Consider the following 12,731-nt stretch of genomic DNA (forward strand, 5'->3'; position numbering starts at 1 on the left):
CTCACCGCCATCTTGGCGATTCCATCGCACAACAAGATGCGTTATGGGAAACGTCATGACGATCAAGCCACTTATCATTTTGCCCGATCCGCTGCTCCGCCAGGCTTCGAAGCCCATTGAGCGCATCGATACCGACACTCAGCGCCTTGCCGACGACATGCTGGAAACCATGTACGACGCGCCGGGCATCGGCCTTGCGGCGATCCAGATCGGCGTCCCCCGCCGCATGCTCGTCATCGACGTTGCGCGCGAAGGCGAAGAGAAGAAGCCGCTGGTCGTCATCAATCCGGAAATTATCGCCTCGTCGGACGAGCGTTCGGTCTATGAGGAAGGCTGCCTTTCCATTCCGGATTATTACGCCGAAGTGGAGCGCCCGGCGCGCGTCACCGTCAAGCATCTCGACCGTGACGGCAAGGAGCAGCTCACCGAGGCTGACGGCTTGCTGGCAACCTGCTTGCAGCACGAGATCGACCACCTGAACGGCGTACTCTTCATCGACTATATCTCCCGTCTCAAGCGCGACATGGTGATCAAGAAATTCACCAAGGCCGCCAAGGGCAAGGCTCTCTGATCCCAGCCATTGAAAGAGAGGCTTGAAACGCCTATGATATCATTGATATCAAATGGAGGCGCGAGTGAGTGATCTTTTGATTCGCGATATTTCCGAGCCGATGAAGCACGATATCGCAGAACGGGCAAAGCAGGCCGGTCGCAGCCTCTCGGAAGAAGCAAAAGAACTTTTGCAGAAAGCCCTGATCGCAGAGAAAGCCGCAACGGAGGGCGCCGGAGTGTCTGCTTGGGACCTTCTGAGGCCAATTCTCTACGACGGCGATGATGCGGCGGCAACGGAATATGCCCGTATCATGGATGAGATCGAAGCAGAGCGAAAGACAGACTTCGGCCGTCCGGTCGAGGACTTCGAATGATCCTCCTCGATACGAATGTCATTTCCGAATTGGAAAAACCTGCACCCGATCAAAATGTTGCTATCTGGATGAAGGCTCGGCCAAGCACCGAGTTCTATCTTTGCGATGTCGTGGTGATGGAACAATCCTACGATGCTGAGCGCTTTTTACTTCGCACACGATCTGATCGCTACAAGCGAATTTTCAATGCGTTGCTTGCGTCGTTCCAAGGCAGGATACTTCGGTTCGATCAAAATTCCGCTATTGAGACAGGACGTATTCGCGCGCATCGTGAGCGCTCGGGGCATCAGATTTCCGTACAAGACGCCATGATCGCCGCCATCTGCCTTGCGAACGGTGCGACATTGGCGACGCGCAACACAAAAGACTTCGAAGGGCTTGATCTCAAGCTCATAAACCCGTTTGAAGGCGGCTAGCGTTTGACCTCGATGGCATGTGCAGTCGCTACCGGGTCAATCGAAACCTGATATCTTAGCCGGATGGATCGCATGTCGCTCAACATCATTTTCATGGGGACGCCCGAATTCTCCGTACCGACGTTGCGGTCCTTGATCGATGCCGGACATAAGGTTCGCGCCGTTTATACACAGCCGCCGCGCCCCGGCGGCCGGCGCGGGCTGGACCTGCAGAAATCGCCGGTGCATCAGGCGGCCGAATTGCTGGGCCTGCCGGTTTTCACGCCCGTCAATTTCAAGGATCCCGACGAGCGCCAGCGCTTTCGCGATCTCGATGCCGATGTCGCCGTCGTCGTGGCCTACGGCCTGCTGCTGCCGGAAGCGATCCTGACCGGCACGCGGCTTGGCTGCTACAACGGCCATGCCTCGCTGCTACCGCGCTGGCGCGGTGCCGCGCCCATCCAGCGGGCTATCATGGCCGGCGACAGCAAGACCGGTATGATGGTGATGAGGATGGATAAGGGACTCGATACCGGGCCGGTCGCTCTGACGCGCGAAGTCGAGATCGACGACACCATGACATCAGGCGAGCTGCATGACAGGCTGATGCTCGTGGGCGCGAGGGTGATGGCCGAGGCCATGAACAAGCTGGAGCATAACGAGCTGCCGCTGACCGCCCAGCCGGCCGAAGGTGTGCTCTATGCCGCAAAGATCGACAAGGGCGAAACACGCATCGATTTCGGCAAGCCGGCGGCCGATGTTCACAATCATATTCGCGGCCTGTCGCCGTTTCCCGGTGCCTGGTTCGAGGCTGAAATCGCCAGCAAGTCCGAGCGCATCAAGGTGCTCGGCTCGGAATTGGCCGAGGGCACAGGAGCCTCCGGCCAGGTCCTGACGGATGATCTCGTCATTGCCTGCGCGTCCGGTGCCATCAGGCTGACGAAGCTGCAGAAGGCTGGCGGCAAGCCACTGGCGGCGGCCGATTTCCTGCGTGGCACGCCGATCGTGCCAGGCACTGTGCTTGCCTCGGAGCAGGCCTGATGCCGCGTTACAAAATGACCGTCGAATATGACGGCATCCCCTATGTCGGCTGGCAGCGCCAGGAGAACGGCCCCTCGGTGCAGGGCGCAATCGAAGGCGCCATCCTGTCGCTGACGGGCGAGGCGGTTTCGATCCGTGGAGCGGGGCGTACCGATTCCGGCGTGCATGCCATGGGTCAGGTCATGCATGCCGACCTTTCCAAGGAATGGAAGACCTATACGCTGCGCAATGCGCTCAATGCCCATCTGAGGCTTGCCGGGGAGCGGGTCGCCATTCTCGATATCGTCGAGGTCGACGCGCGCTTCGATGCGCGCTTTTCGGCCATCCGCCGTCACTATCTCTATCGCATCATCGCCCGCCGCGCGCCGCTGGCGCTGGAGGCCGGACGCGCGTGGTGGGTGCCGAAGGACATGGATCACGAGGTCATGCATGCCGCGGCGCAGACCCTGGTCGGCCTGCACGATTTCACCACCTTCCGTTCGGCCCATTGTCAGGCAAACAGCCCGGTGCGGACGCTCGACCGGCTGGATGTGGCACGCAGCGGCGAACTCATCGAGATCCGTGCCACGGCGCAAAGCTTCCTCCACAACCAGATCCGGTCCTTCGCCGGTACCTTGAAGCTCGCGGGCGAGGGCAAATGGACGCCCGATGATGTGCGCGCGGCGCTGGAAGCTCAGGATCGCAAGGCCTGCGGCCCCGTCGCCCCGCCGGACGGGCTCTATTTCATGCAGGTGGATTATCGCGATGACGCCGGTCTGCCTGGCGGCGAGGGGAAGAATACCGATGATGGCGAGGATCTCTCGTAGCCCGCTACGACTGCCTCAAATCGGCGGGTAGACCCCGAGGAAGCGCTGCAGGAAGTCCGTCAGCAGCAGGTTTGGAATGAGCAGCATCAGCGTCAGGGTGCCGACGAAGAGCGGATGCGTGCCGCAGATCATCCTGAGGATGCGCGCCAGCGAAAAGATGGTAGCCATGGTCAGCGCCAGCGATAGAAGCGCTGCCACGCCCTTCGAGCCGGGAACAAAGACGATCATGGCAACGAGCAATGCGTTCAGATAGTTTGCCGGCACGAAAAGCCAGTTTACGGTAACGACGATCGGCGCGAACTTGTCGCCGAAGCGGAAGATCAAAAGCAGTATGCCGGCGAGGATGGGAGGTATCAGCCAATTCGCCGCCTCGACCAGCGCCAGACGCAGGAAGAAGGCCAGACCGGTCGATGTTTCGGGCGGCATGGCGGTCAGATAGGCCCGCTGCCACCATAGCCACGAAATGCCGATCGACGGCAGGCTCCAGAGGACGGCCCAGAAGGAGCGCAGCATGCCTCGGTCCGATATGTCCAGATACTGGAAGCCGCGCGCATCCATGCGGATCAGCAGCCACAGGCCGGACAGATAATATTGGACTTCCCTAAAGGTCGGCATTCTCGAACCAGCGCTGGATGAAGGTCTGGTAGATCCCGGTCAGCGTTTCGAGATCCGAGAGCGCCACCCGCTCGTCGACCATATGCATGGTCCGGCCGACGAGGCCGAATTCCACGACAGGGCAGTAGTCCTTGATGTAGCGGGCGTCGGACGTGCCGCCGGTGGTCGAAAGCGTCGGCCTTTGACCGGTGACATTTTCGACGGCGGCGGAGAGCGAAGCGATCAGCGCATTGTTGCGCGTCAGGAAGACGTGGCTCGGGCGTTCCGACCAGATGATGTCGTATTTCGCCGGCGGGCGGCCGGGGCGGAGCGTCTCGTCGGCGGCTGCCGCATCGAGGCGGGCAATGATCTCGGCCTTCAGCGTATCGGCCGTCCATGTGTCGTTGAAGCGGATGTTGAAGGCTGCGGTCGCCTTGGCGGGGATGACGTTGGTGGCGGCATTGCCGACGTCGATGCTCGTCACTTCGAGGTTGGACGGCTGGAAATTGTCCGTGCCGGCATCGAAGGGCGGGTCGAGCAGCGCTTCCGTCAGCTTGATGATGCTGCGGACCGGATTGTCGGCGAGATGCGGATAGGCGGCATGGCCCTGGACGCCGTGGACGGTGATGAAGCCGGAGATCGAGCCGCGACGACCGATCTTGATCATGTCGCCCAGCCGGTCCGGGTTGGTCGGCTCGCCGACCAGCGACGCATCCCATGTCTCGCCACGCTCGGCAGCCCATTGCAGCAGCTTGACCGTGCCGTTGATCGCCGGTCCCTCTTCGTCGCCGGTGATGAGGAAGGAGATCGAGCCGGCAGGCTTGCCGTTCTTCTCGATATGGCGTGCCACGGCTGCCACGAAGCAGGCAATGCCGCCCTTCATGTCGACGGCTCCACGGCCGAAAAGTTCGCCATTGGCGATTTCGGCGGCAAAGGGCGGATGGCTCCAGGAAGCGGTATCACCGACCGGAACGACATCCGTATGCCCGGCAAACATCAGATGCGGCCCATCCGCGCCGAGCCGCGCATAGAGGTTCTCGATATCGGGCGTTCCCGGCTCGCTCGCCGTCATGCGCTCGACCTTGAACCCCAGCGGCAGCAGCATATCGGCAAGCGCGGTCAGCGCGCCGCCTTCGGCCGGGGTGACTGAGGCACAGCGAATAAGGGTCTGCAGATTGGAGACAGGATCGGTAATGGTCATCGGGGGCAACTTATCCGGCGGGAAATGGCAAAGCGATGGCAAAGGATCGGCGACGAGTCGAAAATCTTTGCCGCGATTCCAGCAATCGCACAGGCATGCTCACCCGGCAAGCATGAGGGAAGCGCGATGTGACGACCGCGCTCCCAAAAATTGCAAAGATCAGTCGCGCAGCAGCTCGTTGATGCCGGTCTTCGAGCGGGTCTTTTCGTCGACGCGCTTGACGATGACGGCGCAATAGAGGCTGGGGGCCGGCTGGCCGTTCGCCATGATATTGCCGCTCGGCAGCGCGCCGGCGACGACGACCGAATAGGGCGGAACTTCGCCATAGGTGATCTCGCCGGTGGCGCGATCGACGATCTTGGTCGACTTGCCGATAAATACGCCCATGCCGAGCACCGAACCCTCGCGGACGATGCAGCCTTCGACGACTTCCGAGCGGGCGCCGATGAAGCAATTGTCCTCGATGATCGTCGGGCCGGCCTGCATCGGCTCCAGCACGCCGCCGATGCCGACGCCGCCGGAGAGGTGCACATGCTTGCCGATCTGGGCGCAGGAGCCGACCGTCGCCCAGGTGTCGACCATGGTGCCTTCGCCGACATGGGCGCCGAGATTGACGAAGGACGGCATCAAGATGGCGTTGGGAGCGATATAGGCGGAGTGGCGCACGACGGCGTTCGGCACGGCGCGGAAGCCGGCTTCGCGGAAGCGGTTCTCGCCCCAGCCCTCGAACTTCGAGGGAACCTTGTCCCACCAGGTGGCATTGCCGGGGCCGCCTTCGACGATCTTCATGTCGTTCAGGCGGAAGGAGAGCAGAACCGCTTTCTTGAGCCATTCGTTGACGGTCCAGTTGCCGTCGGCACCGCGCTCGGCCACGCGAACCTTGCCGCTGTCAAGGAGATTGAGCGCCGTCTCGACGGCCTCGCGGACTTCGCCGCGCGTCGACGTGTTCACATTGTCGCGATTGTCGAAGGCAGCCTCGATGGACTTTTCGAGGGAGGCGAGATCGTTAGCACTCATGGGAATTCCTTAAAACGTCAGTGCCTATCGTGATTTCCGGCAAGGGTCCGGAAGCGGTCGATTGGTCCTATAGCATGGATATCGAGAATGGAATGTCTTTTCCGCGCCGATTGAGCTTGGATTCAAGGCGTTGTAGGGGCATATGCAAGAGCTTGGCCGTTCTCGTCCAAGGGCGGGAACGGCCCGTCATGATCGATTCGAAAGGCATGAATAGATGAGCAAGGGCAAGAACGGCAGGCTGAGGCGTAAGGACGGGGTTTGGGACCCGTTGAAGACGAGTTCGGCGGACAAGAAGCGCGCCGAGTCCGTGCCGCGCACGCCGCAGTCGATGTCGCCTTCCTACCGGCTTGCCTATGCCGATGAGGATTTCCTATGCCGTGAGGAACTGCGGCCGATCCGCCTGCAGCTCGAACTGCTGAAGACCGAAATGTATCTGACCGAACGCGGCATCACTTCGACCGTCGTCATGTTCGGAGGCGCGCGTATTCCCGCGCCCGGCACCAATGCATGGGCCGCCCGCAACGACGTTCAGCGCGCCAACCTCGAGGCCGCATCGGTCTATTACGAGGAGGCGCGCAAGTTCGCCCGGCTCTGCTCCCGCTATTCCGCCGGCTTCGACTTCCACGAATATGTCGTGGTCACAGGCGGCGGCCCGGGCGTGATGGAAGCGGGCAATCGCGGTGCGGCCGAAGAAGGAGCGCCGTCGATCGGCCTCAACATCGTGCTGCCGCACGAGCAGGCGCCGAACGCCTATGTCACGCCGGAACTCAGCTTCAATTTTCACTATTTCGCGATCCGCAAGATGCACTTCATGATGCGCGCCAAGGCGATCGCGGTATTTCCGGGCGGCTTCGGCACGCTGGACGAATTGTTCGAATGCCTGACGCTGATCCAGACCGGCCGCATGGAGCGCCTGCCGCTCATTCTCTTCGGCGAGAAGTTCTGGCGCAGCATCATCAATTTCGAAGCGCTGGCCGAATTCGGCACCATCGCGCCCGACGACGTCAAGCTGATCAGCTTTGTCGATACCGCCGACGAAGCCTGGAAGATCGTCACGGATTTCTACGAGCACGATAACGGGCACTGATAACGAAAAGCCCGCCATCGCAGAGGCGAGGGCGGGCTCTCGGATCGGGTTGATCGACCGGTTTACAGCAGCGGCCGGTTCGGCATGTCGTCCAGCGAGATTACGCCGTCATGGTTACGATCCATGCGGTCGAAGAGCTTGTTGGCCGCGTCTTCGGCTTCCTGCTTGCTGATCTGGCCGTTTTCGTCCTTGTCGATGCGATGGAACATCATCATTCCGCGCATCATGCCTGCTTCGTGCATGAAGCGGCCATGCGGCCTGTGATGGCGTGGCCCATTATTGTCGCCATTGTTGTCGGCCTGAGCCTGATCGCCCTTGCTCTGATCGTTCTGGGCCTGATTATTGCCCTGATCGTCGTTTGCCTTGGCGCGCTCGGCCTTCCATTCCTTGATGCGTTCCTGACGATAGGCGCGCAATTCGCCGGGGGTGATCTCGCCGTCGTGGTTGGTGTCGATCTGGTCGAATATCTTGTCGACGCCGGCCTTCACCTCATCCCGGGTGACCTTCGTGTCGCCGGGCTGGCCGAATTGCTTCAGCATGCGCACATAGACGATTTCCGGCGAAAAGCGAGGTCCATGCCAGCGTCCGCCATGCCCGCCCCGTGCCTCGTCGCCCTGCGCTGCAAAGCTTGCCTGGGCGGCAGCACCCACTAGAAGGGCGGCGGAAAGTCCCGCAAGAAGAAATTTTTTCCCGTTCATCGTTTTTCCTTTCGTGTCGAGGAATGGTCAAACGATACGGCTGGCGGTCGAAAACGACCAATTAAACCTCTGTAAGGCGGATGAAACTTTCGTAACCCCGCCCTAATGAATGGTTAAATCAACGCCTTGAGGAAACTCGTCAGGTCGTCGGTCACATAGTCGATGTGATCATCCTCGCCGGTCGTCCGCTCCCACCATTCGACGACGGTCGTCTCGAGGTTCTGGGGCACCAGCAGCACGGTTTTCATGCCGAGCGCCTTGGGCACGGTCAGATTGCGCGGCAGGTCTTCGAACATGGCCGCCTTTTTCGTGTCCACCCGGTTGAGGCTCATGAACTTGTCATAGGTCGAGCCGGCTGGCTTCGGCACGTAGTCGGCCGCAACGATATCGAAAATGTCGTCGAAACTGTCGAGAATGCCGAGCGCGCCCGCCGTCGCCTGGGCATGTTTGACGCTGCCATTGGTGAAGATGAACTTGCGTCCCGGCAATGCCTTGATGGCGGCGGCCAGCTCCGGCTGCGGCGTCAGCGCCGAATAATCGATTGCATGCGCCTTTTCCAGGAAATCATTGGGATCGATACCGTGATGGATCATCAATCCCTGCAGGGTCGTGCCGTGCTCGAGGTAATATTGCTTCTGCAGCTTGCGCGCTTCTTCCCGCTCCATCTGCAAGAGGGCGGAGACATAGGCGGTCATGTTCTTGTCGATCTGGGCAAAGAGATTGACATGATGCGGATAGAGCGTGTTGTCGAGATCGAATACCCAATCGCGGATATCGGCGAAATCTGATGGCTCGGATAGTGTTTTTGCGTGGCTCATGCCTGTCTTATGGCATGCCCGCTCCGGGCGGGGGAAGGAAAATATTCATGCTGCGGCATCTCAGCCATATTGGGGAGATTGCCGTGTGATCCAATGCCGGTTATGATTTTACCATTGATTTCCAGGGTTTTACTCTATTTGCCATGTGAGGGAGAGCTTACGCTCTTTCCGGTCGCGGAGCGGAAATCGCCCGGCCGGGCTTTTCGGAGGGGATGCGATGAGTCAGGTGGAAAAGGCGCAGGAATTCGCGCGGCTGCACCGCAAGGGTGAGCCGGTGATCCTTTTCAATATATGGGATGCGGGCTCCGCCAAGGCTGTCACCGAAGCGGGCGCGAAGGCGCTGGCGACGGGAAGCTGGTCGGTCGCCGCGGCCAATGGTTTCGGCGACGGCGAGGCGATACCTTTGTCGCTGCTGGCGGTGACCGCCAAGCTGATCTCGGTAACGAGCCCGCTGCCCCTCTCGGTCGATTTCGAGGGTGGTTACGCCGTAGAGCCGGAGGAAGTCGCCGCCAATGTCGAAAAGATCATGGATCACGGCGCCATCGGCATCAATTTCGAGGATCAGGTGATCGGTGGTCAGGGCGTTCATCCCATCGAGACGCAGGCGGCACGCATCCGCGCCATACGCGAAATGGCCGATCGCCGGGAAATCCCCTTGTTCATCAACGCCCGCACCGATCTCTTCCTGCAGGAAAGCGATACGGCGCATCATCAGCTCTTGTTGGACGATGCCTTTCAGCGCGCCGATGCTTTTGCTGAGGCCGGTGCCAGCGGCTTCTTCGCACCGGGCCTCGTCGAACCGGAGCTGATCGGCGCCCTTTGCGAGCGCTCGCCTCTGCCGGTCAACATCATGGTGCGCCCGACGACGCCTGACAACGTGACCATGGCAAAACTCGGCGTCAGCCGCATCAGCTACGGGCCAGCGCCCTACCGTTCGGTCATGGGAATGCTGAAAAGCGAGGCCGAGGCCATCTATCGGCCGGCTTGAGCATAGTAGGAGACAACCTGCCCGACCTTCAACAGGTGGGTACATTCAAGCAAACTGCTGCAGGAGCGAATATGTCTGAGCGCGACACTAGGCTCCACGGTTGCTGGCGGTTGGTTTCTTTTGAGACTGAGCTTCAGGATTCAAGGGAGCGCAGCCAACCGTGGGGCGACCATCCCAATGGGCACCTTATTTTCGGCTCTGATGGGCGAATGATGGTGCTGGTTACCGCAGGCGCGCGGGAGCCAGGGAATACAGATGAGAAACTGTTGGGACTTTTCCGTACGATGATGGCCTATGCCGGCCGCTATCGGATAGAGGGGGATAGGTTCATCACAAAGATTGACTCATCGTGGAATGAAGCCTGGAACGGCAGTGAGCAGGAACGCTTCTACAAGCTTGATGGAGACGCGCTCGAGGTCTTTACAGGCTGGATGCCCAATCCGTTGGTATCGGGAAATCCAATAGGAAGAGCTGTGCTCAAGTTTAGACGCGAGTAATTTCCCTTACGCCGAGTTCGCAACTCGTCGCTAGTTTGCATAACGCAACGCCTGGCGCTGATAATGCGGCCGGGTGGTTTTAGTCCAAGCCATCGCGATATCCGTTGTGCTTCACAGCCCAACGGAATCACAACAGATTGGAATCACCCGATTTCTTTTTCAGGCAGCCTCTGAGAGGCGACCGTCCTTACGGAACGATCAGCGTGCCGGCGCCGTGCTCGGTGAAGATTTCGAGCAGCACGGAGTGCGCCGTCTTGCCGTTGAGGATGACGACGCCCTGAACACCCGCCTTGATGGCGTCGATGCAGGTCTCGACCTTCGGGATCATGCCGCCGGAAATCGTGCCGTCGGCGATCAGCGCGTGCGCCTGCGCCACGGAAAGCTCCTTGATGAGCTGGCCCTGCTTGTCGAGCACGCCCGGAACGTCGGTCAGGAACAGCAGGCGTGTGGCGCTCAGCGCGCCGGCGATCGCGCCAGCAAAGGTATCGGCGTTGATGTTGTAGGTCGCGCCGTCGCGGCCGGGGGCGACCGGGGCGATGACCGGGATCATCTCGGACTTCGCAAGCAGGTCGAGCAGGGTGCGGTCGACTTCGACCACCTCGCCGACGAAGCCGAGATCGAGCACGCGCTCGATGTTCGAATCCGGATCCTTGATGGTCTTGTGTGCCTTTTCGGCGAAGACCATGTTGCCGTCCTTGCCGCAAAGGCCGATCGCCCATTCGCCGGTCTGGTTGATCAGCGCGACGATTTCCTTGTTGATCGAGCCGGCAAGCACCATTTCGACGATCTCAACCGTCTTCTGGTCGGTGACGCGCAGCCCGCCTTCGAATTTCGATTCGATACCCATCTTCGTCAGCATGGCGCCGATCTGTGGGCCGCCGCCGTGGACGACGATCGGGTTGACGCCGGATTGCTTCAGGAGGGCGATATCGGCGGCAAAGGCCTTGCCGAGTTCGACGTTGCCCATGGCGTGGCCACCATATTTCACGACGATGGTCTTGTTTTCATAACGCTGCATGTAGGGCAGCGCCTGTGCGAGCAGGTTGGCTTGGAGTTCGCTTTGGGCTTCGGACATGGTGCACCCTTCGGAATTGTTCGCGGGCCTTTTATCTCAAGTTTTTGACAGAGGGAATAATCATATCGGGATTAGTTGACGCTATGTCACATGAGCGTCGCTGAAATTGATGGCCTTGGCACGTTTGCCGTGGGACAGTTTTCTTCTAAAGATAGTGCAGGCGTCACCCCGGGGAAGTTGGATGGCGAGCGAGGAGATGGAAGCCCTGATCGGTCGCGTCGCCATGCGTGATCAGAAAGCCTTTGTTGCGCTCTACAAACGCAGCAGCTCAAAACTTCTTGGTGTTTGCCTGCGTATTGTCGGTAACAGAGCGGATGCGGAAGAAGTTTTGCAGGAGGTCTATATCAGGATCTGGCAGCGCGCCGAGCAGTTTACAGCCTCGGAAGGGCCGGCGATGCCCTGGCTGACGGCGATCGCGCGCAATCGGTCCATCGATTTCGTCCGCGCACGCAAGCCTGTGGCCGACGAAATAGACGCAGCCTACGATCTCGCCGACCTGGAACCCGGCCCTGAAGAGCAAGCAATCGTGAAGGGAGAGGGAAGGCGGATTGACAGGTGCATGGAAGAGTTGGAAGCTGATCGCGCACGGGCCGTTCGCAGCGCCTATGTCGAGGGCTTGAGCTACCAAGAGCTCGCCGACCAACACGCTGTGCCATTGAATACTATGCGCACCTGGCTGCGCCGAAGCCTGATTAGACTGAGAGAGTGCATGGACCGATGAGTACGCCCGATCAAAGCAAGGGAGGCCGCTCCCGCGATGAAGTCCTGGCCGGAGAATATGTGCTTGGCGTGCTTTCCTTGGAGGATCGGCAGAAGGTCGAGCGCCGCATGCGCAGCGATCGCCAATTTGCCGCCATCGTCAGCCGTTGGGAGCAGAACCTATCGGAATTCAACGAAGAATATGAAGCGGTGACGCCTGCGGCTACCGTGTTTCCGAAGATCGAAAAGAGGATTTTCGGGGAAGTGGCGCTCGGCGCCCATCTCTGGAATTCGCTCATGCTTTGGCGCTCGGTCGCCTTCGGCTCGTTGTTTGCGGCAGCCGGCGTGCTCGTCTTTGCCATCACGAACGAGGGTGCCTTGCGGCCTGCCCCCGGCAAGCAGCTCACTGCATCCCTTTCCGGCCAGAACAGCCCCATCAATCTCCTGGCCAATTATGATGCCGCCAATGGGCGCCTGAAAGTGACGCCGATCGCTGCCGGCAAACCGGAAGAGAAATCGCTGGAGTTATGGCTGATTCGCGGCAGCGATCCCGCAGAGGCCCTGGGTGTCCTGCCGCAGACCGGCGACGGCGAAATCGTTCTGCCACCGGAACTTCACGGCAAGTTGACAGAAGGCGCGATCATCGCCGTCAGCGTCGAGCCCTTCGGCGGCTCGCCGACCGGCAAGCCTACGGGCGATGTCGTCGCTTCCGGTACGATCCATTTTCCTTGACGAATCTCGGCTAAAGCATTTCCAGGAAAAGTGCGTCGCGGTTTTCCGTCCGGAATGCGTAAGCAAACAAAAAAGATAGAGCGTTTTCGCGATTCGAAGAAAAGCGGAAAGGCTCTAGCGGAAACGCAATCGGCTGAAACTCTTTTCAGCGCGCTCC

At 60.1% G+C, this 12,731-nt stretch carries 16 protein-coding genes; 10 read left to right on the forward strand and 6 right to left on the reverse strand.

Annotated elements, in window-relative coordinates:
• Positions 1 to 55: 55 nt before the first annotated feature.
• From def to truA, 5 genes are all read left to right on the forward strand, one after another.
• Positions 56 to 571 carry a peptide deformylase gene (gene def / locus CCGE531_RS02930; RefSeq protein ID WP_120662845.1) on the forward strand — a complete coding sequence of 172 codons (516 nt, stop codon included), beginning with the start codon at positions 56 to 58 and terminating at the stop codon, positions 569 to 571.
• Between the two features lie 64 nt (positions 572 to 635).
• On the forward strand, positions 636 to 926 hold the full coding sequence (locus CCGE531_RS02935; RefSeq protein WP_120666422.1) for a plasmid stabilization protein: 291 nt from the start codon (positions 636 to 638) through the stop codon (positions 924 to 926).
• Positions 923 to 1,342 carry a type II toxin-antitoxin system VapC family toxin gene (locus CCGE531_RS02940; protein WP_120662846.1) on the forward strand — a complete coding sequence of 140 codons (420 nt, stop codon included), beginning with the start codon at positions 923 to 925 and terminating at the stop codon, positions 1,340 to 1,342. Before CCGE531_RS02935 ends, CCGE531_RS02940 begins: the two co-directional genes overlap by 4 nt.
• 72 nt (positions 1,343 to 1,414) lie before the next feature.
• On the forward strand, positions 1,415 to 2,362 hold the full coding sequence (gene fmt / locus CCGE531_RS02945; protein ID WP_120666423.1) for a methionyl-tRNA formyltransferase: 948 nt from the start codon (positions 1,415 to 1,417) through the stop codon (positions 2,360 to 2,362).
• Entirely contained in the window at positions 2,362 to 3,168 is an 807-nt protein-coding gene (gene truA / locus CCGE531_RS02950; protein WP_120662847.1) for a tRNA pseudouridine(38-40) synthase TruA, read from the forward strand. Before fmt ends, truA begins: the two co-directional genes overlap by 1 nt.
• Positions 3,169 to 3,183: 15 nt before the next feature.
• Here the strand turns inward: truA and CCGE531_RS02955 are convergent, their stop codons facing one another.
• The 3 genes from CCGE531_RS02955 to dapD all read right to left on the reverse strand — a co-directional run bounded on the left by CCGE531_RS02955 (position 3,184) and on the right by dapD (position 5,980).
• On the reverse strand, positions 3,184 to 3,783 hold the full coding sequence (locus CCGE531_RS02955) for a hypothetical protein (RefSeq protein ID WP_120662848.1): 600 nt from the start codon (positions 3,781 to 3,783) through the stop codon (positions 3,184 to 3,186).
• Entirely contained in the window at positions 3,770 to 4,963 is a 1,194-nt protein-coding gene (gene dapE, locus CCGE531_RS02960) for a succinyl-diaminopimelate desuccinylase (protein WP_120662849.1), read from the reverse strand. The genes CCGE531_RS02955 and dapE overlap by 14 nt, the downstream gene beginning before the upstream one ends.
• Before the next feature lie 159 nt (positions 4,964 to 5,122).
• The gene (dapD, locus tag CCGE531_RS02965; protein WP_120662850.1) at positions 5,123 to 5,980 is read right to left on the reverse strand and encodes a 2,3,4,5-tetrahydropyridine-2,6-dicarboxylate N-succinyltransferase; all 858 of its coding nucleotides are present in this window, start codon (positions 5,978 to 5,980) and stop codon (positions 5,123 to 5,125) included.
• Between the two features lie 214 nt (positions 5,981 to 6,194).
• Between dapD and CCGE531_RS02970 the strand changes: the two genes are divergently transcribed.
• On the forward strand, positions 6,195 to 7,067 hold the full coding sequence (locus tag CCGE531_RS02970; RefSeq protein WP_120662851.1) for an LOG family protein: 873 nt from the start codon (positions 6,195 to 6,197) through the stop codon (positions 7,065 to 7,067).
• A gap of 62 nt (positions 7,068 to 7,129) precedes the next feature.
• Here the strand turns inward: CCGE531_RS02970 and CCGE531_RS02975 are convergent, their stop codons facing one another.
• Positions 7,130 to 7,765 (reverse strand): calcium-binding protein, encoded by a 636-nt coding sequence (locus CCGE531_RS02975; protein ID WP_120662852.1) that lies wholly within the window; start codon positions 7,763 to 7,765, stop codon positions 7,130 to 7,132.
• Positions 7,766 to 7,878: 113 nt separating this feature from the next.
• Entirely contained in the window at positions 7,879 to 8,583 is a 705-nt protein-coding gene (locus tag CCGE531_RS02980) for a pyrimidine 5'-nucleotidase (RefSeq protein ID WP_120662853.1), read from the reverse strand.
• Positions 8,584 to 8,800: 217 nt separating this feature from the next.
• On the opposite strand from CCGE531_RS02980, the gene CCGE531_RS02985 reads away from it, so the two are divergent.
• Positions 8,801 to 9,571, forward strand: coding sequence for an isocitrate lyase/phosphoenolpyruvate mutase family protein (locus tag CCGE531_RS02985; RefSeq protein WP_120662854.1), 771 nt, complete (start codon positions 8,801 to 8,803; stop codon positions 9,569 to 9,571).
• 71 nt (positions 9,572 to 9,642) lie between these two features.
• Positions 9,643 to 10,068: a lipocalin-like domain-containing protein gene (locus tag CCGE531_RS02990; RefSeq protein ID WP_120666425.1), complete on the forward strand. Its 426-nt coding sequence runs from the start codon at positions 9,643 to 9,645 to the stop codon at positions 10,066 to 10,068.
• A 187-nt stretch (positions 10,069 to 10,255) separates the two neighbouring features.
• On the opposite strand, the gene argB is transcribed toward CCGE531_RS02990, so the two are convergent.
• On the reverse strand, positions 10,256 to 11,143 hold the full coding sequence (gene argB / locus CCGE531_RS02995; RefSeq protein WP_120662855.1) for an acetylglutamate kinase: 888 nt from the start codon (positions 11,141 to 11,143) through the stop codon (positions 10,256 to 10,258).
• 181 nt (positions 11,144 to 11,324) lie between these two features.
• Between argB and CCGE531_RS03000 the strand changes: the two genes are divergently transcribed.
• Entirely contained in the window at positions 11,325 to 11,864 is a 540-nt protein-coding gene (locus tag CCGE531_RS03000; protein ID WP_120662856.1) for a sigma-70 family RNA polymerase sigma factor, read from the forward strand.
• Positions 11,861 to 12,574: an anti-sigma factor gene (locus tag CCGE531_RS03005; RefSeq protein WP_120662857.1), complete on the forward strand. Its 714-nt coding sequence runs from the start codon at positions 11,861 to 11,863 to the stop codon at positions 12,572 to 12,574. The genes CCGE531_RS03000 and CCGE531_RS03005 overlap by 4 nt, the downstream gene beginning before the upstream one ends.
• Positions 12,575 to 12,731 lie beyond the last annotated feature (157 nt).

Source organism: Rhizobium sp. CCGE531, assembly GCF_003627795.1.
Lineage (GTDB): Bacteria > Pseudomonadota > Alphaproteobacteria > Rhizobiales > Rhizobiaceae > Rhizobium.

Coding starts and splice junctions, on each gene's coding strand:
- def (WP_120662845.1), top strand. CDS start 56: ATGACGATCAAGCCACTTATCATTTTGCCCGATCCGCTGCTCCGCCAG.
- CCGE531_RS02975 (WP_120662852.1), bottom strand. CDS start 7,765: ATGAACGGGAAAAAATTTCTTCTTGCGGGACTTTCCGCCGCCCTTCTA.
- CCGE531_RS02980 (WP_120662853.1), bottom strand. CDS start 8,583: ATGAGCCACGCAAAAACACTATCCGAGCCATCAGATTTCGCCGATATC.
- CCGE531_RS02940 (WP_120662846.1), top strand. CDS start 923: ATGATCCTCCTCGATACGAATGTCATTTCCGAATTGGAAAAACCTGCA.
- CCGE531_RS02955 (WP_120662848.1), bottom strand. CDS start 3,783: ATGCCGACCTTTAGGGAAGTCCAATATTATCTGTCCGGCCTGTGGCTG.
- CCGE531_RS03005 (WP_120662857.1), top strand. CDS start 11,861: ATGAGTACGCCCGATCAAAGCAAGGGAGGCCGCTCCCGCGATGAAGTC.
- dapD (WP_120662850.1), bottom strand. CDS start 5,980: ATGAGTGCTAACGATCTCGCCTCCCTCGAAAAGTCCATCGAGGCTGCC.
- argB (WP_120662855.1), bottom strand. CDS start 11,143: ATGTCCGAAGCCCAAAGCGAACTCCAAGCCAACCTGCTCGCACAGGCG.
- CCGE531_RS03000 (WP_120662856.1), top strand. CDS start 11,325: ATGGCGAGCGAGGAGATGGAAGCCCTGATCGGTCGCGTCGCCATGCGT.
- dapE (WP_120662849.1), bottom strand. CDS start 4,963: ATGACCATTACCGATCCTGTCTCCAATCTGCAGACCCTTATTCGCTGT.
- CCGE531_RS02970 (WP_120662851.1), top strand. CDS start 6,195: ATGAGCAAGGGCAAGAACGGCAGGCTGAGGCGTAAGGACGGGGTTTGG.
- truA (WP_120662847.1), top strand. CDS start 2,362: ATGCCGCGTTACAAAATGACCGTCGAATATGACGGCATCCCCTATGTC.
- fmt (WP_120666423.1), top strand. CDS start 1,415: ATGTCGCTCAACATCATTTTCATGGGGACGCCCGAATTCTCCGTACCG.
- CCGE531_RS02985 (WP_120662854.1), top strand. CDS start 8,801: ATGAGTCAGGTGGAAAAGGCGCAGGAATTCGCGCGGCTGCACCGCAAG.
- CCGE531_RS02990 (WP_120666425.1), top strand. CDS start 9,643: ATGTCTGAGCGCGACACTAGGCTCCACGGTTGCTGGCGGTTGGTTTCT.